Below are 20,084 nucleotides of genomic sequence, written 5' to 3' on the forward strand. Positions count from 1 at the left end.
GGGGTGCTCCGGTTCAGGCGTGGGCGACGACAGCCGGGATGGCGAGGGGTTCGACCTGGCCGGCCTGCACCGTCTTGACCACGTTCCAGGCCATGATGAACATGCCCGACAGGTACATCACGCCACCGCCGAGGCGGATGACGTAGAACGGGTAGGTCGCCTTGACGCTCTCGACGAAGCTGTAGACCAGCGTGCCGTCCGGGTTCACGGCGCGCCACATCAGGCCCTGCATCACGCCGGCAATCCACATCGCGGCGATGTACAGCACGATGCCGATGGTGGCGACCCAGAAATGCAGCTCCATCGCCCGGACGCTGAACATCTGCGTGCGGCCGAACATGCGCGGGATCAGGTGGTACAGCGAGCCGATCGTCACCATGCCGACCCAGCCGAGGGCGCCGGAGTGGACGTGGCCGATGGTCCAGTCGGTGTAGTGCGACAGCGCGTTGACGGTCTTGATGGACATCATCGGACCCTCGAACGTGCTCATGCCGTAGAACGACAGCGAGACGATCAGGAACTTCAGGATCGGGTCATCGCGCAGTTTGTGCCACGCGCCCGACAGGGTCATGATGCCGTTGATCATGCCGCCCCAGCTCGGCGCCAGCAGCACCAGCGAGAACACCATGCCCACCGACTGCGTCCAGTCCGGCAGCGCGGTGTAGTGCAGGTGGTGCGGACCCGCCCACATGTAGGTGAAGATCAGCGCCCAGAAGTGGACGATCGACAGCCGGTACGAGTAGACCGGCCGGCCGGCCTGCTTCGGGATGTAGTAATACATCATCCCCAGGAAGCCCGCGGTCAGGAAGAAACCCACCGCGTTGTGGCCGTACCACCACTGCACCATCGCGTCCTGCACGCCCGCGTAGGCCGAGTAGGACTTCATCGGCCAGACCGACACCGGCACCGCCGCGCTGTTGACGATGTGCAGCAGCGCCACCGCCAGGATGAAGGCGCCGAAGAACCAGTTGGCGACGTAGATGTGGCTGACCTTGCGGATGCCGACCGTGCCGAAGAACACGACCGCGTAGCTGACCCACACGACGGCGATCAGCAGGTCGATCGGCCACTCCAGTTCGGCGTATTCCTTGCCCTGCGTCATGCCCAGCGGCAGCGTGATCGCCGCGGCCAGGATGACCACCTGCCAACCCCAGAACGTGAACTGGGCCAGCGCGGGCGCGAACAGGCGGGTCTGGCAGGTGCGCTGCACGACGTGGTAGCTGGTGGCGAACAGCGCGCAGCCGCCGAACGCGAAGATGACCGCATTGGTGTGCAGCGGGCGCAGGCGGCCGTAGCTGAGCCAGGCGATGCCGTCGGTCAGTTCGGGGAATGCCAGTTGGGCCGCGATCACGACCCCGACCAGCATCCCCACGATGCCCCAGACCACCGCGGCGAGGGCGAACTGCCGCACGACGGTGTCGGTGTAGACGGGGTTAGCCGGCGGTGTGCTGATTGCCAATGTGGCCATGGTTGCTTGCTCCTGGAAACTCGACGCTTTCGATCCTTGGCCCGGATTCTTCGGTAGCAGGAACCGCACTGGATTGATCGACATCAAGCCCGTTGCGGTCCAGCCGCAAGATGCGCTCGCCTTCGCGGTCGAGGTCGTCGAACTGGCCGCTCTTCAAGGCCCAGGCGAAGACCGCGAGAACCAGGAAGACGAGGACCACCGACAGCGGAATCAGCAGGAACAGGATGTCCATGGTTCAAGCCAATCGCAGCGCGTTGAGCACGACCACCAGCGAGCTGAGCGCCATGCCCAGCCCCGCCAGCCACGGCGGCAGCCAGCCTGCCAGCGCCAGCGGCACCGAGGCCACGTTGTAGAACAGCGCCCAGCCCAGGTTCTGCCGCACGACGGCCAGCGTGCGGCGCGCCGTGGCGAACAGGGCGGGCAGGTCGTCGAGGCGGTCGGACAGCACGATCACATCCGCCCGCGCCTGCGCCAGCGCCGCGGCCGTGCCGAGTGCAACCGACACGTCGGCCCGCGCCAGCACGGGGGCGTCGTTGATGCCGTCGCCGACCATCGCCACGACGCGGCCCGCAGCCTGCAGCGCCTCGACCGCGGCGAGCTTGTCTTGCGGGGTGCAGCGGGCGCGGGCGTCGGCGATGCCCAGGCGGCGGGCCATGGCCTCGACGCTGGCGGTCTGGTCGCCGGAGAACAGGTGCAGCGCCAAGCCGGCCTGGGCCAGGCCGGCAACGCCCGATACGGCGTCGGCGCGCAGCACCTCGTCGAACTCGAAGCACGCCACCGGCTGCAGCCACCCGTCGAGTTCCATGCCCAGCCAGACCGTCGGTCGCGGCGGCAATTCCACCCCCTCGGGCAGCCCGCACCAGCCCGGCGCCCCCATCCGCACCCGCAGCGCCCGCCCCGCGAAGCGCGCGGTCGCCTCCAGGCCGAGTCCGGCGTGTTCGGCCACGTCGTCGAGCACCAACGTCCCTCCCGCAGGCCCCGCCAGCGGCGCATAGGACTGCGCCATCGCGCGCGCCAGGGGATGCTGCGAGCGCCGGGTCAGCAGCGCCATGAGGGTGTGCAGGTGCTCGCCCGCGATGTCCGGCGTGCGGTGGAGCACGCGGGACTCCACCAGGGTCAGGCGGTCCTCGGTCACGGTGCCGGTCTTGTCGAACACGACATCCTGCACGCGGGTCAGGATCTCCAGCGCGTCCAGCCGCTGCACCAGGATGCCACGCCGTGCCAGCTCGCCGGCCGACGCCAGCAAGGCCACCGGCGCCCCCAGCGACAGCGCACACGGACAGGTCACGATCAGCACCGACACGGCCACCCACAGCGCCCGGCTCGGGTCGATGAACTGCCACGCGCCCCACGCCCCCGCGGCCAGCGCCAGCACGCCCCAGAGGAACGGCGCGGCGATGCGGTCGGTGGCGAGCAGGAAATCCGGCCGCTCGGTCAAGGCCCGCTCCACCAGGGCGACGATGCGCTGGTAACGCGTGTGCGCGCCGAGCTGGAGCACCTCGACCACCACCGGCGCCCCCAGGTTGAGGCAGCCCGCGGACACCTCGTCCCCCAGCGTCCGTTCCACCGGCCGCGACTCGCCCGACAGCATCGCCTCATCGACCTGCGTGGCCCCTTCGACCACGCGGCCATCGGCGGCAAACGCCTGTCCGGCATGCACCCGCACCCTGTCGCCCACCACCAGCGCGGACGCGGCCACCAAGGTGCCCTGCCCCTGCGCATCCAGCCGTTCCACCGCATCGGGCAGCCGGCGCACCACGCTGTCGAGCGACTGCGCCGCCCGCTGCCGGGCACGCGCCTCCAGCCAGCGGGCGGCGAACAGGAAGCTGACGAACATGGTCAGCGAGTCGAAATACACCTCCGGGCCGAAGGGGCCGCGGGTGTCGAAGGTGGCCGCCGAGCTGGCGATGAAGGTCACGCCCACGCCCAGCGCCACGGGCAGGTCCATGCTGATGCGCCCCTGCCGCAGCCCGCGCCACGCGCCGCTGAAGAACGGCCCCGCCGCGAACACCATCACCGGCAGCGTCAGCACCCAGCTCGCCCAGCGCAGCAGTTGCACCATGTCGGGCGTGATGTCGCCGGCCGCGGCCACGTAGGCGGGAGTGGCGTACATCATCACCTGCATCATGCAGAACGCAGCCACGAACAGCCGCCAGATCGACTGGCGCGTCTCGCGGGTCGCCAGTGCCACCGCCTGCGCACCCGTGTCGGGAAAAGCGCCATAGCCCGCCGCGCGCACCGCCTCGATCAGCGCCGAGACCTGCGTGCGCTGCGGGTTCCAGGTGACGACCGCCCGCTGGGCCGCGCCGCTCACCTCCGCCCGCTGCACGCCCTCGACCCGGCACAGCGCGTCCTCGATCAGGCCGGCGCAGGCCGCGCAGTGCAAGCCGCTGAGCAGCAGCCGCGACTGGCCGAGTTCGCCACCCTGGCCATCGTCGATCCACCGGGTGAAGGCAGTCTGCTGCTGGGGGTCATTGACGGCGGCGGCCTGGGTCGGACTGAGGGCGGGTGCGAGAGCGGACGGGGTGGGCATGGCTTGCGCTATTCTTGAAGTTCAACGCTGCACCCAACATGATCCACATCAAGTTCAACCGCCTCCGCGCCGCCACCCGGTTCATGCCCGTGGCGACCCTGCTCGTCCTGTCGCTCGGCAGCCACGCCCAGGACCGCCCGCAGAAACTGCCCACCACGCAGCTCACCGCCGGCCTGCACCTGATCCGCGCCGAGGTCGCCGACGACGACCGAGAGCGCGAGATCGGCCTCATGCACCGCCCGAGCATGGCCGCCAACGACGGGATGGTCTTCGTGTTCCAGCAACCCGGTGTTCAGTGCTTCTGGATGCACAACACGCTGATTCCGCTGTCGGCCGCCTTCATCGACGACACCGGCACCATCGTCAACATCGAGGACATGAAGCCGCAGACGGACGACTCGCACTGCTCGAAGAAGCCGGTGCGGTTCGTGCTGGAGATGAACAAGGGGTGGTTCGACAAGCGCGGGCTGAAGGCGGACAGCGTGCTCGGTGGCGCCTTGTTCAAGCCGGCCCGCTGAAGCGCCGCCCGCCATGAACCGCAACCTCTGGCTACTCGCCGCCGCGCAAGGGCTGTTCCTCACCAACAACGTCGCCTTCATCGCGATCAACGGGCTGGTCGGGCTGGCGCTCGCGCCGCTGGGCTGGATGGCGACGCTGCCGGTGATGGGCTACGTGCTGGGTGGGGCGATGTCCACGTCCCTCGTGGCCCGCACGCAGGCCCGCTTCGGCCGCAAGACCTCGTTCCAGATGGGCGCGGCGGTGGCGTTCGGCTCGGCGCTGCTGTGCGCGTGGGCGGCGGTGGGGCGGCATTTCGAGCTGCTGTGCCTGGCCACGGTGGTGGCCGGCTACTTCAACGCCAATGCGCAGCTCTACCGCTTCGCCGCCGCCGAACTGGCGGGCAGCACCGGGCCGGAGAAGGCGGTGTCGATGGTCATGGCGGGCGGGTTGATCGGTGCCATCGCCGGGCCGAACCTCGCGGCGCAGACCCGTGCGCTGACCGCCGTCCCCTTCGTCGGCGCCTACCTCGCGCTGGCCGGGGTGGCGCTGCTCTCGATGCTGGTGCTGGCGGCAATCGACTTTCCGCCGCCGCCCGCGAAGAAGGCGGTGGCCGGGGGTCGCTCGCTGGCCGAGATCGTGCGGCAGCCGGTGTTCGTCGTCGCGGCGCTGTGCAGCTCGCTGGGCTACGGCGTGATGAACCTGTTGATGGCGTCCACGCCGATCGCGATGGACCAGTGTGGGCTGCCGTTCTCGGACACCGCGCTGGTGCTGGAGTGGCACGTCATCGGCATGTTCGCGCCGGGCTTTTTCACCGGGCAGCTCATCAAGCGGTTCGGTGTGTTGCAGATCATGGCGGTCGGCGTGGCGCTGAACGCGCTGTGCATCGCGGTGGCGCTGACCGGCGTGGACCTGCACCGGTTCCTGGTCGCCCTGTTCCTGCTGGGCGTGGGCTGGAACTTCCTGTTCACGGGGGCGACCACGCTGTCGCTGCAGGCGTATGCGCCCGAGGAGAAGGACCGGGCGCAGGGGGCGTTGAACTTCTGCGTGTTCGCCACGCTAGCGGTGACGTCGTTCGCGTCGGGGCTGCTGGTGACGACGCAGGGGTGGACGCTGCTGAACCTCGGCTCGCTGGTGCCCGTGGCACTGACGGCAGCAGCCCTCCTGTGGTGGATGCGGCAGCGGCAGCCGCGCCCGGCCTGACACGGCGCCACGTCACAGATCGGCCTCGCGCGCCAGCACCCGCAGCACCTGCGCCGCCGCCATCGACAGCAGACTCTGCGGCTGGGCGCTCAGGCGGATCTCGCCCTTGATCTGCTCCGGATGGTCCGCCCGCGGCAACCCGGTCCCACCCGCCTCGGGCTGCAAGCGGACGTGGTACTGCGCCTGCACCGGACGCAGCCCGTGCGTGGAGTCGTCGCGTGTGGCGATCGGCCCGTCGTAGGCCGCGCTCAGCGCCACCATCTCGATGGCATCCACCGCCTGCTGCCCGATCTCGCTCAGCCGCGCCGACACCCGCTCGCGCCGGGCGTCGTCGGGGATGAACTGCCCGACCTGTCCCGCCCGCAAGCGCCACACCTCGGTTTCCGGCACGTAGGCACGCACGTCGTAGCGGTCGCCCGACACCACCCGGCCCAGCGCCAGGTGCCGATCGACCCAGCGCCCTGGCTGCAGGTCGGCGTCCACCTCGACGACACGGCCATCGAAGGGTGCGCGCACCTCCAGCCGCGCCTGCTGCTCGTCGAGCGACTGGAGCGTGCGCTGCTGCACCTGCCACTCGCGCACCAGCACCATCGATTGCGCCAGATCCCGCGGCGTGCCGGCCATGCGGTCCAGGCGTGCGCGGGCCGCGGCCAGCCGGGTCTGGGCTTGCGCGCGCTCCTGCGCCAGGGTCGGCGCCGACAGCCGCAACAGCAGTTGTCCGCTGCGCACGGCCTGTCCCTCGTGTACCAGCACCTCGTCGATGCGGGCCGCCACGTCGGCGTACAGCGGCACATCCAGCGTCGGCGCCAGCCAGGCCGGCAGGCGCACCCCCCGGTCCAGCGGCAGCACCCCCAGCAGCAGCACCCCGCCGAGTGCCGCCAACGACACCCAGGCCCGCGGCGAATGGCGCAGCACCTGCCGCCGCGCCCACCACTGTCGCAGCTCCGCCACCACCGGCCGCACGATGAACCAGCCGGCTTCGACCAGGAACATCGCCACGCCCATGGTCTTGAAGAACCAGTGGTAGACCGCCAGCGCGATGCCGGTGTACAGCCCCAGCCGGTAGATCCACACCGCCCAGGCATAGACCACCATGCCACGCTGCACCCGCGCCGACAGCGGCTCGGGCGGCGCCTCGCCCAGCCGCAGCAGGCTTTCCCGCAGGGCCCAGCGCGCCAGGGCAAACGCGCGCGGCTGCAGGTTGGGCAGGCCCACCGCGTCCGACAGCAGGTAGTAGCCATCGAAGCGCATGAACGGGTTGAGGTTGACCGCCAGCGACATCAACCAGCTCGACGTGGCCAGCACGAACACCGCACCCCGCACCCCGCCATCGGGTAGAAACGCCCACAGAAAGGTCGCCAGCACCGCCACCCCCAGCTCGGCCAGCATCCCCGCCGCGTCGATCCACAGGCGGGGTCCGCGCTGTGTCAGCCGCCAGGACGCGCTGGTGTCGGAGTACAGCATCGGCAAGCCCATCATCACCGCCACGCCCATGGTCGGCACGCGGCAGCCGAAGTGGGTGGCGGCGTAGGCATGGCCGAACTCGTGGGCCGTCTTCACCAGCACCGCGCAGGTCAGGTAGGCCAGCACGCCCTGCCAGGACAGGAATTCGGCGAAGGTGGACAGGTAGGCGTCCCACTGCCGGCTGACGAGGTAGACACCGGCCAACCCGACCAGGGCCAGCCCCACCCGCGCGGGCCGCGACCACAGCCGGCGCACCAGCGGCAGCGTGCGCTGCAGGAACGCCTCCGGCCGCAGCAGCGGGAACTTGAAGAACAGGTAGTGGTGGAGCAGCCAGGTCAGCCCGGTGGCGCGGCTGGCTTCTCGGCGGGCGGCCAGGCGCTCGGCGGTGCGGGCGGAGTCGATTTCCACCAGCCCGTTGTCCAGCAGGAACGTCAGCAAACGCTCCAGCTCCCCCTCGGTCAGCGCCACGCCACGCCGCTGCAGCGCGCCAGCCAGCGACTCCTGGGTGCCGCGCTTCCAGTGCGACAGGAGTTGCACCTCGCGGGCACCGAGCTGGAAGTAACGCTGCGCCAGCGGATCGGTCAGCGTCCAGCACGGTGCGCCGTCGAGCAGCGGCGCGGCGGGTTCGATGCGCAGGTCGTCGCGCAGACGCGGCAGCGGGGTCGCGGCCGTGGGAGCAGTCTTCGCCATCACACCCCCGTCCACTGCCGCAGCACCGCCAGCGGCCGCCGCAAGATCTTGTAGACCAGCGGCACCGATTCGCCGTAGACCTGCGCCGTGCCACGGGAGCCGATGCGCAGGCCGACTGCCTCCAGTGGCTGCGCCACCAGCGTGAACGCGAGCACCTTCTCGGCGGTTGGCCGGGCCTGGTAGCCCGCGCGCACCAGCCGGGCGGTGATGGGGTGCAGCGGCGCGCTGTCGAGGTAGACCGTCACCTCGGCACCCTCGCGGATGACAAGGTTGTCGCGCACCGGCAGCTCGATGCGGAACTCGACCTTGCCGGGGTCGGCGATCTGCACGAGCTGCTGGCCGATCTCGACCGGATGGCCTTCGAGGTCACGCCGGTCGCTGTAGACCACCACGCCGTCCATCGGTGCCTTCATCCGGGTACGGGCCAGCGCATCGGTGGCGTACTCGACCTCGGCCTGCGCCAGGTCCAGCTCGGACTTGTTGATCGACACATCGTGGCTGGCCTCGGCCGAACCAAACGCCGCCTGGCTGGAGCGCAGGCTGCGCGCGCGCGCCACCTCCAGCCGCTGTCCGGCCAGCGCCAGCTCGTTGCGCAACCGGGTGTCGTCGAAGCTGATGACCGGGTCACCCGTCTTCACCGCCGTGCTGGGCGCCGGGTGAACACGCTCGATCACGCCCTGGATCGGCGCGGCCAGCACCGCCGGGCGCAGCGGCACCACCTCCACCGGTGCCAGCGCACTCAGCCGTACCGGCAGCGCCAGCACCCCGAGGCCCACCGCCACCCCCCCCGTACACCACCACCACCGCAAGCGCCCCTGCGGCAACCACCCCCGTGCCGCCCGCGGTTGCAGCGCCAGCCAGGCATGGGCATACGTGGCGCCGAGCCGCTGCGCGATCACCTCGTCGGCCTGCCGCCAGGGATGCGACGCCATCAGCAGCGCGCCGGCGAACACCGCGCCCGCCCGATCGGCCAGCGGCAGCCACAGCCCGTGTTCGAAGGGGTAATCGTCCAGTGCAGCGTAGGCCCTTGCATCCAGCCGGACGATCTGAGCCAACCCCGCATCGGCACGCAACCCGGCCGCGGTAGCCTGTGCCCAGCCGACCAGGGGGGATTCGGACTCCACCGTCGCCAGACTCGACACCGCCCGCACCTGCGGCGCCCCGCCGCTTGTGGCGGGTGGCACATCCAGCACAAAGGCCTGACGGAACGCCAGCACCCGCCGCATCTCGTTGGCCAGGTGAAACCGCAGTTCCACCAGCGTGGCCTGACGGCGGATCTCCGACTCGAATTGCAGCAGCGCCAGCGCCCCCGAGGGCACTGGCACCGGCGCCGGCACTGGCTGGCCCTGTTGTTCAATCGACGCATCAGCAGCGGCAGCAGTCATGGAAAACAGTCCTTTCTGACTCAGGAACGCTTGAATTCAGCCGTTCCGCTCATGCCCGGCAGCACGCTGGCACGCCCGGTCGGCAGCTTGGCCACGATCTTGACCGTCTGGCTGACCGGGTCCACCGACGCCCCCACCCGCAGCACCGCCGCCGTCACCGACTCGCCCGTCTCGTCGATGCGGAACGTGAACTGGGTGCCGCTGCGCAGCCACGACATCCACGCCGAGGGCACGATGAGTTGCAGCTCCAGGTCATCGGCGCCCTGGATGCGCAGCAGCGGCTGACCTTGCCCCGCGGTTTCGTGGGCCTGCGCCACGGCCTCGACCACGCGGCCGGCATACGGTGCGAACACCTGGCACTCGCGCAGCTCCACCTCCAGCGCCTGCACCTCGGCGGCGGCCTTCTCCATCTGGGCCTGGGTGACATCCACCTCCATCTTCCCGATGGCGCTGCTCTGGAGCAGCTCGCGCTGGACCTCGAAGGTTTTCTGGTGCGCCCGGAGGGCGGCGGCGGCGGCCTTGGACTGGGCACGCTGGCGCTCGCAGTCGAACGCCACCAGCAGCTCGCCCTTGCGGAAACTCTGCCCCTCGCGGAAGGGCATCTGGGTGATCTGGGCCGACAGCCGTGACGACAGCACCGCCACCTGCCGCGCCCGCACCACCCCCCGCACCGGTGCGTCTGCCTGACCCGGCAAAGCCACCAGCGACAACAGCAGCCCTGCCAGAGCGGCGCCGGAGCCTACGCGCCGGGCGCTCACCGGGCGCTCCCTGTCGCATCGCTGCGGGGCTGGTCGCGGCGTGTCCACAACTGTTCCAGCGAGGAGGCCAGTGCCGAAACGCTCTCCGCACCCGTCACATCCGGCCCGAAGGTGTCCATGCCCATGGCGGCATAGGTGTTGGCGCGGGCGTTCTGCAAATCGGCGAACACGATGTCGTGGCGGACCTCCTCGGCCAGCGTATTCATCTCCTCGCGGATCAGCGTCTGCTTGCTGACCGAACCGGCTTGGCTGCCAGCGCGAATCTTCTCCAGGATGCGGGACTGGACATCCAGACGCTCACCCGCAGTCTGCAGCTCGGCGCCAAGGTGGTTGAAGCGTGTGCGGCTCACATACACCTCGGTCATCACGGCCATGGTCAGCGCCAGCTCGCGCTGGTCGAGCAGCGCCTGCTGGTTCTCGACCGCCTTTTTGGCCAATGGGTAGCGGAAGGCACTGATCAGGTTCCAACTGGCGCGGGTGCCCACACCGACCCAGTCCTGCTTGTACAGGTAGGCATTCGAGTCGTAGTTCAGCCCGGCGAACAGCCGCAGATTGGGCATCGCCTTGAGCAACGCAGCGTCCAGTTCACGCCGATTGATGCGGGCGCGGTAGCGCACCTCGCGCAGCTCGGGTCGATAGTAGAGCGCGCTGGTGAGCATGTCGCCCGGCTCCATGTCGAGGCTCTGTGCCGTGGACTGTCGGGCCGGCAGCACCAGCGAGAACTCCTGGTCCGGCGGAACGTTCATCAGCGCACCGAGCTGCCGCTTGGACACCACCAGATCGCGCTGCAGGCGCTGCAGCTCGGCGCGGATCTGGATCAGCTCGCGCTGGAAGGTCAGCGCCGCCAGCGGCGAGGTCGTGCCGCGCCGCTCCAGTTGACGCGATTCTTCCAGCGCCACCTGTACGGTCGTCTCCAGCTCCTGCATCTTGCCCAGCAGCCGCTCGGCGCTGACCGCACGCCAATACGCCGTCCGCACGTCTTCGACGATGCGGTTGGCGATCTTGCGCCGTTGCTCCATGGCCCCGAGCGCCTCGTCGGCTTTCTGCTGGGCGCGCACATACGACAGGCCGAAATCGAGGATGTCCCACGACAGCGTCAGGTCGGAGTTGAAGATGCTCTTTTCGGTCGAGGTCGAAGGCTCCAGCGACTCCCGGCCGCTGATCAGGGAGCGGCTGCTGGAGCCGGCTTCCTTGTTGCGGCTGTTGTAGCCGGCGTTGGCCACGAGCTGGGGCAGCATGTCGTAGCGTGTCAGCTCGAACTCGCTGAGCCGCAGCGCCTGCGACATCAGCTCGACGCGGTAATCGAGGTTGTACTTGAGCGCGCGCGCCATCGCCTCGTACAAGCTGATGGACGCGGTGATCGGTTCCTGTTTGGACGCCACACGATCGACCGAGCTTTTCACGGCGGTTTGCAGCTCGGCATCGGCCAGCGGCACTGGCGTCACGGACGCGCAGCCGCCCAGGAAGGCGAGAGAGGCGGCCAGTGCCGTCCGGTGCAGGCGGGGAAACAGGGGGATGGTCATGGTGGGGGTGACACTTGCGGTCATGGTTTGGATCGGATGTAGGCTGAACTCAGTTCGCGGCCATGGCGGGCGCCTGGCGTTCGGCACTGCGCGCGGTGGTGCGGTGCTCCAGCTCCTTGCTCAACTTCCATGCGGCACTGGACTGGCGAGAGGTCGGCGCCTGCACCACGGGATCAGGCGCGGTCAGCAGGCGCACCGCGCCAGAAGAGACGTCGAGTTCCAGCCGTGCTTCGGTCATGGCACCGTTGGCATGCAATGCACGCACCATCAAGCCGACCCGCTCCAGGCCCGGCACACGGTTGATGGTGACGTGACCATGCGAATCTGCCCGCATCTGTGCAGGCAATGGCCGCCCCTCGGCGGTGAGGAATTGGTACTCGGCCACCCGGCCGTCCATCGAGGTGGCACGCCCTTGCCTTGGCCGGACCGACAGATGCAATGTTTCGTGCAGGACTTCGGTCTCGAACCGGAAGGATTCCTGCACCGGCCCTTGGCGGAAGGGCAACCGGAGCGAGGCCGAGGCGCCGGCGCCGGTGGACAGGGACAGGGCCTCCAGGAATGCTGCACCGGTCGGCCCGGCCCCCACGTCACAGCCATGCAGGAGTACGTCACACTGTTCGGACAGCGCAGCCTGGATCACCCGGAAGTCCGCGGCATACCGCCCCTGCAGCGTGGCCTGGTTCAGCACGGCCGTCCCCAGGTACAGCGCACCAGCACCGCCATGCGAAAGGATATGAACGGCATCGAGACCGTGGCGTGCAGCGAGCGTGCGGGCAATCTGGTCCACGCCGTCGCGGCCAGCATCGAGCAGCACCACCTCCACCGAGTGGTCCAGCTCCGCAATCAACCGCGAAGCTTCACGCAAGCCACCATCGACAAACGCGATCTCGCGCGAGATCGGCGCCAGCAAGGTACGCCCGGCGACTGCCAGCCCCGACATGGCCTCGGCCAGATCGATCACGGCCTGGGTCTCCTCTGCGAAATGGTCGCCGTGTGGCGTGCCATCGTGCGTCAAATCGAGTGCATCGACCGCCGCGGCCAGCGCGGCGCCGTCGAACATCATCCGCGCCTCCAGCGCGAGCAGGTGGTTGCGCACGCGGTCAGTGCGGCCCGCCTGCGGGGAAGCGGGGGTTGGCGGCTGGGAGCGGTTGGCGTGGTTCATGGGAGGCCATCAGGGAATATGTCCTCATGCTGACAGGCCCCCTTTGCACCTCAAGGGTGAAAAAACACCCCGACCAACCCTCCTTTTTCAGTCAAGAAATTGATTCTCAAGAAAAAGTCAACTGAAATATCAATGCGTTTTTGCGGCTATTTTCATCTTCAGCTCCGCCAGCATCGCCAGCGCCATCTCCCGCCCCGCCGCGATCGAGCGTTTGCGCGCTGCAAAATCTGCGCTGGAGATGCCGGTGAGCTTGGGCCGCAGCACGATGTCCGCCTCCTTCAGCTCGAAGTTGTTGATGCTGCGGCCCATGATGGAAAACGTCTGCAGCAGCATGCGCATCGCATCGCCCGTGGCCGCACCGTCCGGCGGCGACGAGATATCGACCGCGATGACGAACTCGGCGCCCATCTGCTTGGCGTAGCGCACCGGCACCGGCGCCACCAGCCCGCCGTCCACGTACTCGCGCTCGCCGATCTTCACCGGCTGGAACACGGCCGGCACCGAACTGGACGCCCGCACCGCCGTGCCCGTGTCGCCGCGCTGGAACAGGATGGGCTGCCCGTCGGCCAAATCAGTGGCGACGACGCCCAGCGGGATCTTCATCTGCTCGATGGGCTTGCCGCCCGTGTTCTTGCGGATGTAGGCCGCCAGCGCCTCGCCACGGATCGCACCCCGCAGCGGGAAGGCCCAGTCGGTGATGGACGATTCATCCATGCCGTCGGCCAGTGTCGCCAGTTGTGCGCCGGTGTTGCCCGCGGCGTAGAGCGCAGCCACGACGCTGCCCGCCGACGTGCCGACGACCAGATCCGGCCGGATGCCGTTTTCTTCCAGCACCTGGATCACGCCGATGTGCGCGAAGCCACGCGCCGCGCCACCGCCGAGCGCCAGGCCAATGCGCGGCAGACGCGGCGCCGGGCGTGGGGCGGTCGCTGGTTCGGGCGCGGCGGGTGCGCCGGTCTGCACCGGTCCGGTCGTGCCACAACCGGCCAGCGCCAGCACGGCCACGGTCCCGAGCACGGTCAACAGGCGACGGCGCCCTGTTTTAATGTCTGGATTCATATAAGCATCATCTGAAAATGTTGTTTGTCGGCATGACTGCAGCCACTAGAGTCGCACATCCTGATTTTGCTGCACTGCAAGGTACCTATTCATGCTCGACACCCTGGGTTTCACGATCGACTGGCTGGCCGTCGCTGCAGGCTTCGGCATCGGGCTGATCGTCGGGTTGACCGGTGTCGGTGGCGGCTCGCTGATGACGCCGCTGCTGATCTCGGTGTTCAATCTGGAAAAGGCCATTGCCATCGGCACCGACCTGTGGTTCGCCTGCCTGACCAAGGTATCGGGTTCGGTTGCGCACCACCGCCACGGCCATGTGGACTACAAGATCACCGGCCTGCTGCTGGCCGGCAGCATCCCTGCCTCCATCGCCACCGTCGCCTACATGCACATGGTCGGCCTGACCAAGAAGGCCGACAGCGCGCTGACCTTCGCGCTTGGCCTGGCGCTGGTGCTGACGGCCATCACGGTGATGATGCGCCCCGTGTGGTTCCGCGTCGGGCTGTGGCTCGAACGCTGGATCACGCCGGCCCGCCAGCCCTGGCTCACGGTGCTGTGCGGTCTGGTGCTGGGCGTGCTGGTGTCGCTGAGTTCGATCGGCGCGGGCGCGGTGGGCGCCACGCTGATCCTGCTGATGTACCCGCGCATGGAGATGCGCCGGCTGGTGGGCACCGACATCGCCCACGCCGTGCCGCTGACGCTGGTGGCGGGCATCGGCCACGCCACGCTGGGCAATGTCCACTGGATATTGCTGATCGAGCTGCTGATGGGTTCGCTGCCCGCCATCTGGCTCGGCGCCCACCTGACCAAGATGCTGCCCGACAAGTACACCCGCCTCGCGCTGTGCGCGTCGCTGCTGTTCGCCGCCAAGAAAATCCTGCTGACTGCCTGAACGCCTGACTGACAGACTGCCCGCCATGTACCAATACACCGACTTCGACCGCCAGTTCGTCCACGCCCGCGCGGCCCAGTTCCGCGACCAGCTCGACCGCCACTTCGCCGGCCAGCTCGACGGCGACGACTTCAAGGCCCTGCGCCTGCAGAACGGCTGGTACATCCAGCGCCACGCCCCGATGCTGCGCGTCGCCGTGCCCTACGGCTCGATCAGCAGCCGCCAGATCCGGGCGCTGGCCGAGATCGCCCGCGTCCACGACCGCGGCTACACCCACTTCACGACCCGCCAGAACGTCCAGTACAACTGGATTCCGCTGACGCAGGCGGCCGACGTGATGGACAAGCTGGCAGCGGTGGACATGCACGGCATCCAGACCAGCGGCAACTGCATCCGCAACACGACCACCGACGGGCTGGCCGGTGTCGCCCATGACCAGATCGTCGATCCGCGGCCCTACTGCGAGATCCTGCGCCAGTGGACCACGCTGCACCCCGAGTTCGCCTTCCTGCCGCGCAAGTTCAAGATCGCCGTCTCGGGCGCCGTGGAAGACCGGGCCGCGATCGGCTGGCATGACGTGGGCCTGCAACTGAAGAAGAACGCCGCGGGCGAGATCGGTTTCCGGGTCCAGGTCGGCGGGGGCATGGGCCGCACGCCGATCATCGGTTCGGTCATCAGCGAGTTCGTGCCGTGGCAGCAGATCCTCGTCTACATCGAGGCCATCGTGCGGGTCTACAACCGCTACGGCCGCCGCGACAACGCCTACAAGGCGCGCATCAAGATCCTGGTCAAGGCGGAAGGCCAGAAGTTCTTCGACGCCGTGAACGCCGAGTTCGCCAACATCCTGAGCCGCGACCTCGACGGCAGCGCCCACCTGATCACGCAGGCCGAGTTCGACCGTGTCGCCGCCAGCTTCACGCGGCCGGCCGAGGTGGCGCCGCTGCCAGAAGTCGGGCTGCCGGCCGATCTGCCGCTGGCGTACCAACGCTGGATTCAGCGCAATGTGCATGCGCACCTCGTGCCGGGCTGGCGCGGTGTCACGCTGTCGGTCAAGCGGGCGGGTCAGGCACCGGGCGACGTGACCGACGTGCAGATGGACCAGGCCGCCGACCTCGCCGACCGCTACAGCCACGGCGAGCTGCGCGTGACGCATGACCAGAACCTGTTGCTGCCATGGGTCAAGGCGAGCGACCTGCCGGAGGTCTACGCCGCCGCCAAGGCCGCCGGTTACGCCACGCCGAACATCGGCCTCGTCACCGACATGATTGCCTGCCCCGGCGGCGATTTCTGCGATCTCGCCAACGCCCGCTCCATCCCGGTCGCGGCGGAGCTGACCGAGCGGTTCGCCGACCTCGACGACGTGTTCGACCTCGGCGAGATCGACCTGCACATCAGCGGCTGCATCAACTCCTGCGGCCACCACCACAGCGGCCACATCGGCATCCTCGGCGTGGACAAGGACGGCAGCGAGTGGTACCAGGTCACCCTCGGCGGCTCGGACGGCTCGGCCCACGCGCCGCTGGCCGTGCCCGGCAAGGTGATCGGCCCGTCGTTCGCGGCCAGCGAGATCACCGACGCCGTGGAAGCCATCCTGGAGACCTACCGCAGCCACCGCGAGGCCGGCGAGAAGTTCATCGACGCACTGCACCGCCTGGGACTCGACCCGTTCAAGGCCGCCGCCAACGCCCAGCGCATCGCCACCGCCCGCGACCACACCCCCGCCTGAGCCTGAGACGGAAGAGATTCACCATGAAATTCATCGACACCCCTCACGACGCTTGGCACACCGTCGGCGGTGAAGACGGCCCCTCGCCGCACCCCGTCGCCCGCGACCACCAGTTGCTGACCCTGGCGCAGTGGCACGCCGTGCGCGAAACGTGGCCGGCCGGGCTGCTGACTGGCGTGATCGTGCCCAACAACGTGGACATCGAGACGCTGGAGACCGACCTGCCGCGCCTGTCGCTGGTCGTGCTGCACTTCCCCAAGTGGGTCGATGGCCGGGCCTACACGCAGGCACGGCTGCTGCGTTCGCGCTACCGCTTTGCCGGCGAGATCCGCGCCACGGGCGATGTGCTGGTGGACATGATGTCGCTGCTGCAGCGCACCGGCTTCAACGCCGTGGTGCTGCGCCGCGACCAGTCGCTCGACGCGGCCGACCGGGCGCTGACCTTCTTCCCCGGCCACTACCAGGGTGATGTGAACGAGCGCCGCCCCGTCTTCGCCCGCCCTGCCGACGAGGCCGGTCAGCGCGAATACCTGAACGCCGGAGCCGCGATATGAGCGCCATCGCCCTGTACGGCCGCAAGACCGCCGGCTTCGACGAGCGGCTGGCCGCGACGGTCCAGATCCTGAAGGACGCCGCCGCCAACCACCCCGGCACGGTCCTCCAGTCCACCAGCCTCGGCGCCGAGGACATGGTCGTCACCGACCTGATCGCCAAGCTCGGCCTGCCGATCCAGCTTGCGACGCTGGAAACCGGCGCGCTGCACCCCGAAACCGTCGCCCTGATCCCGCGCATCACCGAACGCTATGGTCTGGCGGTCGAGGTGTACCGGCCGGTGGAGGAATCGGTGGTGCAGTTCGTGCGCACCAACGGCGAGAAGGCGATGTACGAGAGCCTCGCGCTGCGCAAGGCGTGCTGCGGCATCCGCAAGATGGAACCGCTCGGCCGGATGCTCGCCGGGCGCACCGCATGGGTGACGGGGCTGCGCCGCGAGCAGTCGAATGCGCGCGGTGAAGTTCTGGCGGTCGAGGCCGATGACCAGGGGCGTGCGAAAATCAACCCTTTGGTCGATTGGAGCTGGAACGACGTGTGGCATTTCATCGCGACCAACGATGTGCCGTACAACCCGCTGCACGACCAGTTCATGCCCAGCATCGGCTGCGCCCCTTGCACCCGCGCCATCGCGGTCGGGCAGGAGTTCCGCGCTGGCCGCTGGTGGTGGGAAGACGAATCGGCCAAGGAATGTGGCCTGCACGTCAAGTCGTCCACCGTGTGAACCCCCTGCCGACCCGACCCGAATGAACGCCCCGACCACCATGACCCAACTGCTCCCCGACGTGGACCACCGCCACCTCGACGCGCTGGAAGAAGAAGCGATCTTCATCCTGCGCGAAGTGGCCGGCGCCTTCGAGCGGCCCGGCCTGCTGTTCTCCAGCGGCAAGGACTCCTGCGTGGTGCTGCACCTCGCCGAAAAAGCCTTCAAGCAGAAGCTGTCGAAGCCCGGCGAGCGCCCGGTGTTCGCCGGCAAGCTGCCCTTCCCGCTGGTGCATGTCGATACCGGCCACAACTTCCCCGAGGTCATCGAGTTCCGTGACGCCCGCATCCAGGAAATGGGCGAGCGGCTGATCGTCGGGCACCTCGAAGACTCGATGAAGCGCGGCACGATCCGGCTGGCCCACCCGCTGGAGTCGCGCAACGGCCACCAGACGGTGACGCTGCTGGAGACGATCGAGGAGCACCGCTTCGACTGCATGATCGGCGGCGCCCGGCGTGACGAGGAGAAGGCGCGCGCCAAGGAACGCATCTTTTCGCACCGCGACAGCTTCGGCCAGTGGCAGCCCAAGGAGCAGCGCCCGGAACTCTGGAACCTGTTCAACACCCGCATCAAGCCGGGCGAGCACTTCCGCGCCTTCCCGATCAGCAACTGGACCGAACTCGACGTCTGGCTCTACATCGAGCGCGAGAAGATCCCGTTGCCGCACATCTACTACACCCACAAGCGCGAGATCTACCGCCGCAAGGGCCTGCTGGTGCCGGTGACGGACGTGACGCCGCCGGACGCGAGCGACACGATCGAGACGGTGGACGTGCGCTTCCGCACCGTGGGCGACATGACCTGCACCTGCCCGGTGGAGAGCGACGCCGCCACCAACGCCGACATCGTGGCCGAGACGCTGCAGGTGACGGTCTCCGAGCGTGGCGCGACCCGCATGGACGACCGCACCTCCGAGGCGTCGATGGAACGCCGCAAGAAGGAAGGGTATTTCTGATGAGCACCGTGGAACACATCGACGCCGGGGAAGAACTGGCGCACAAGGCCCTGCGTTTCCTGACCGCCGGCAGCGTGGACGACGGCAAGAGCACGCTGATCGGGCGCCTGCTGTTCGACAGCCGCGGCATCCTGGCCGACAAGCTCGACGCGCTGGAAAAGCGCGCTGCCGGTGCGCCGATCGACCTGTCGCTGCTGACCGACGGCCTGGAGGCCGAGCGCGAACAGGGCATCACGATCGACGTGGCGTACCAATACTTCACCACCAAGACGCGCAAGTTCATCATCGCCGATGCCCCCGGCCACGAGCAGTACACCCGCAACATGGTGACGGCCGCCGCTGGTTCCGACGCCGCAGTCGTGCTGGTGGACATCACCAAGCTCGACACGGCGGTGGACGACGTGGTGCTGCTGCCGCAGACCCGCCGCCACAGCCTGCTGGCCCGCCTGCTGCGCGTGCCGAGCATCGTGTTCGCGATCAACAAGCTCGACGCGATCGAGGTCGGCACGCAAGCCGCCTATGACGCCGTGTCGAAGGCGCTGACCAAGTTCGCCGAGGAAGCCGGCATCACCGTGCGCGGCATCGTGCCGGTGTCCGCCCTGCGCGGCGACAACGTGGCCACGCCGTCGGCGAACTGGGACTGGTACACCGGCCCGACGCTGCTGCAACTGCTCGAAACGCTGCCCGTCGCCGACGAGGCGCACGACGGCAACCTGCTCGTGCCGGTCCAGTACGTCGCCCGCGACGAAGGCCACGGCACCGGCCACCAGCACCGCGTCATGTGGGGCCGCATCGCCCACGGCTCGGTGAAGGCCGGCGACACCGTGCAGATCTTCCCGAGTGGCGAGACCGCCATCGTCGCGTCGGTGCGCCACGCCGGCAGCGTGGTGGATGTCTGCACCGCAGGACAATCCGCCGGCATCGTGCTCGATCGTCAGGTCGATGTGTCCCGCGGCGACTGGGTGTTCACGCCCGGCAGCGCCCCGACGCAGCAGACCTTCAGCGGCACGCTGGCCTGGCTCGACACCGAACCCGCCGTGCTCGGCCGCAAATACTGGGTGCGCCACGGCAACCGCTGGGTGCAGGCGCGCATCACCGCGATCGACCACCGGCTCGACATCAACACGCTCGACAAGGTGGACGCGCACGAGCTGGCGGTCAACGAGATCGGCCGCGTGCAGATCCAGACGCAGCAAGCCCTGCCAGTCGAAGCCTATGCGGACAACCGCGTCGGCGGCGCGCTGATCGTCGTCGATCCGACCACCAACCGCACCAGCGGTGCGCTGCTGGTCGGCGCCTGAACCGGTGGCGCAGCGCATGGACACCGCAGAGGTCCGCGTCGTCTTCATCGGCGCCGGACCCGGCTCGGCCGACCTGATCACCGTGCGCGGCCTGAACCGGCTGCGGGCGGCGGAGGTCGTGCTGGCCGATGCGCTGACCGACCCGGCCTTGCGTGCAGAAG

At 68.8% G+C, this 20,084-nt stretch carries 18 protein-coding genes; 9 read left to right on the forward strand and 9 right to left on the reverse strand.

The features are described from left to right. Positions 1 to 13: 13 nt before the first annotated feature. The 3 genes from ccoN to QZW52_RS05585 are packed head-to-tail and all read right to left on the reverse strand — an operon-like array spanning position 14 to position 4,001. Complete coding sequence (gene ccoN / locus QZW52_RS05575; protein ID WP_293996160.1) at positions 14 to 1,468, reverse strand: cytochrome-c oxidase, cbb3-type subunit I; 1,455 nt, start codon at positions 1,466 to 1,468, stop codon at positions 14 to 16. Continuing rightward, positions 1,434 to 1,700, reverse strand: a complete 267-nt coding sequence (ccoS, locus tag QZW52_RS05580; protein ID WP_293996161.1) for a cbb3-type cytochrome oxidase assembly protein CcoS — start codon at positions 1,698 to 1,700, stop codon at positions 1,434 to 1,436. The genes ccoN and ccoS overlap by 35 nt, the downstream gene beginning before the upstream one ends. A gap of 3 nt (positions 1,701 to 1,703) precedes the next feature. Further along, positions 1,704 to 4,001, reverse strand: coding sequence for a heavy metal translocating P-type ATPase (locus QZW52_RS05585; protein ID WP_293996163.1), 2,298 nt, complete (start codon positions 3,999 to 4,001; stop codon positions 1,704 to 1,706). Between the two features lie 38 nt (positions 4,002 to 4,039). Here QZW52_RS05585 and QZW52_RS05590 point away from each other — a divergent pair, with 38 nt between their 5' ends. After that, entirely contained in the window at positions 4,040 to 4,519 is a 480-nt protein-coding gene (locus tag QZW52_RS05590) for a DUF192 domain-containing protein (protein ID WP_293996165.1), read from the forward strand. 13 nt (positions 4,520 to 4,532) lie between these two features. Continuing rightward, positions 4,533 to 5,699 (forward strand): MFS transporter, encoded by a 1,167-nt coding sequence (locus tag QZW52_RS05595; protein ID WP_293996167.1) that lies wholly within the window; start codon positions 4,533 to 4,535, stop codon positions 5,697 to 5,699. A gap of 12 nt (positions 5,700 to 5,711) precedes the next feature. Here the strand turns inward: QZW52_RS05595 and QZW52_RS05600 are convergent, their stop codons facing one another. From QZW52_RS05600 to QZW52_RS05625, 6 genes are all read right to left on the reverse strand, one after another. Continuing rightward, entirely contained in the window at positions 5,712 to 7,853 is a 2,142-nt protein-coding gene (locus QZW52_RS05600) for an HlyD family efflux transporter periplasmic adaptor subunit (protein WP_293996168.1), read from the reverse strand. Beyond that, a complete protein-coding gene (locus tag QZW52_RS05605) occupies positions 7,853 to 9,238 on the reverse strand; it encodes an efflux RND transporter periplasmic adaptor subunit (RefSeq protein ID WP_293996169.1) in 1,386 nt (461 codons plus the stop codon). Before QZW52_RS05605 ends, QZW52_RS05600 begins: the two co-directional genes overlap by 1 nt. Positions 9,239 to 9,258: 20 nt before the next feature. Continuing rightward, entirely contained in the window at positions 9,259 to 9,996 is a 738-nt protein-coding gene (locus QZW52_RS05610) for an efflux RND transporter periplasmic adaptor subunit (RefSeq protein ID WP_293996170.1), read from the reverse strand. Beyond that, positions 9,993 to 11,519, reverse strand: a complete 1,527-nt coding sequence (locus tag QZW52_RS05615; protein ID WP_293996172.1) for a TolC family protein — start codon at positions 11,517 to 11,519, stop codon at positions 9,993 to 9,995. Before QZW52_RS05615 ends, QZW52_RS05610 begins: the two co-directional genes overlap by 4 nt. 49 nt (positions 11,520 to 11,568) lie before the next feature. Beyond that, on the reverse strand, positions 11,569 to 12,681 hold the full coding sequence (locus QZW52_RS05620; protein WP_293996174.1) for a DUF4347 domain-containing protein: 1,113 nt from the start codon (positions 12,679 to 12,681) through the stop codon (positions 11,569 to 11,571). Between the two features lie 129 nt (positions 12,682 to 12,810). Further along, positions 12,811 to 13,740 (reverse strand): patatin-like phospholipase family protein, encoded by a 930-nt coding sequence (locus QZW52_RS05625; protein WP_434738278.1) that lies wholly within the window; start codon positions 13,738 to 13,740, stop codon positions 12,811 to 12,813. A gap of 91 nt (positions 13,741 to 13,831) precedes the next feature. Between QZW52_RS05625 and QZW52_RS05630 the strand changes: the two genes are divergently transcribed. From QZW52_RS05630 to QZW52_RS05660, 7 genes are all read left to right on the forward strand, one after another. Beyond that, a complete protein-coding gene (locus tag QZW52_RS05630) occupies positions 13,832 to 14,629 on the forward strand; it encodes a sulfite exporter TauE/SafE family protein (RefSeq protein WP_293996176.1) in 798 nt (265 codons plus the stop codon). Between the two features lie 25 nt (positions 14,630 to 14,654). Next, positions 14,655 to 16,355 carry a nitrite/sulfite reductase gene (locus tag QZW52_RS05635; protein ID WP_293996178.1) on the forward strand — a complete coding sequence of 567 codons (1,701 nt, stop codon included), beginning with the start codon at positions 14,655 to 14,657 and terminating at the stop codon, positions 16,353 to 16,355. Between the two features lie 23 nt (positions 16,356 to 16,378). Next, positions 16,379 to 16,909 (forward strand): DUF934 domain-containing protein, encoded by a 531-nt coding sequence (locus tag QZW52_RS05640; RefSeq protein ID WP_293996180.1) that lies wholly within the window; start codon positions 16,379 to 16,381, stop codon positions 16,907 to 16,909. Then, on the forward strand, positions 16,906 to 17,628 hold the full coding sequence (locus tag QZW52_RS05645) for a phosphoadenylyl-sulfate reductase (protein ID WP_293996182.1): 723 nt from the start codon (positions 16,906 to 16,908) through the stop codon (positions 17,626 to 17,628). Before QZW52_RS05640 ends, QZW52_RS05645 begins: the two co-directional genes overlap by 4 nt. 22 nt (positions 17,629 to 17,650) lie before the next feature. After that, positions 17,651 to 18,622, forward strand: coding sequence for a sulfate adenylyltransferase subunit CysD (gene cysD / locus QZW52_RS05650; RefSeq protein WP_293996184.1), 972 nt, complete (start codon positions 17,651 to 17,653; stop codon positions 18,620 to 18,622). Then, positions 18,622 to 19,923 (forward strand): sulfate adenylyltransferase subunit 1, encoded by a 1,302-nt coding sequence (locus QZW52_RS05655; protein ID WP_293996186.1) that lies wholly within the window; start codon positions 18,622 to 18,624, stop codon positions 19,921 to 19,923. The genes cysD and QZW52_RS05655 overlap by 1 nt, the downstream gene beginning before the upstream one ends. 16 nt (positions 19,924 to 19,939) lie before the next feature. Next, a partial coding sequence (locus tag QZW52_RS05660) for an SAM-dependent methyltransferase (RefSeq protein ID WP_293996192.1) occupies positions 19,940 to 20,084 on the forward strand: 145 nt, incomplete at its 3' end.

The organism is Sphaerotilus sp. (assembly GCF_013299175.1).
GTDB lineage: Bacteria > Pseudomonadota > Gammaproteobacteria > Burkholderiales > Burkholderiaceae_C > Sphaerotilus.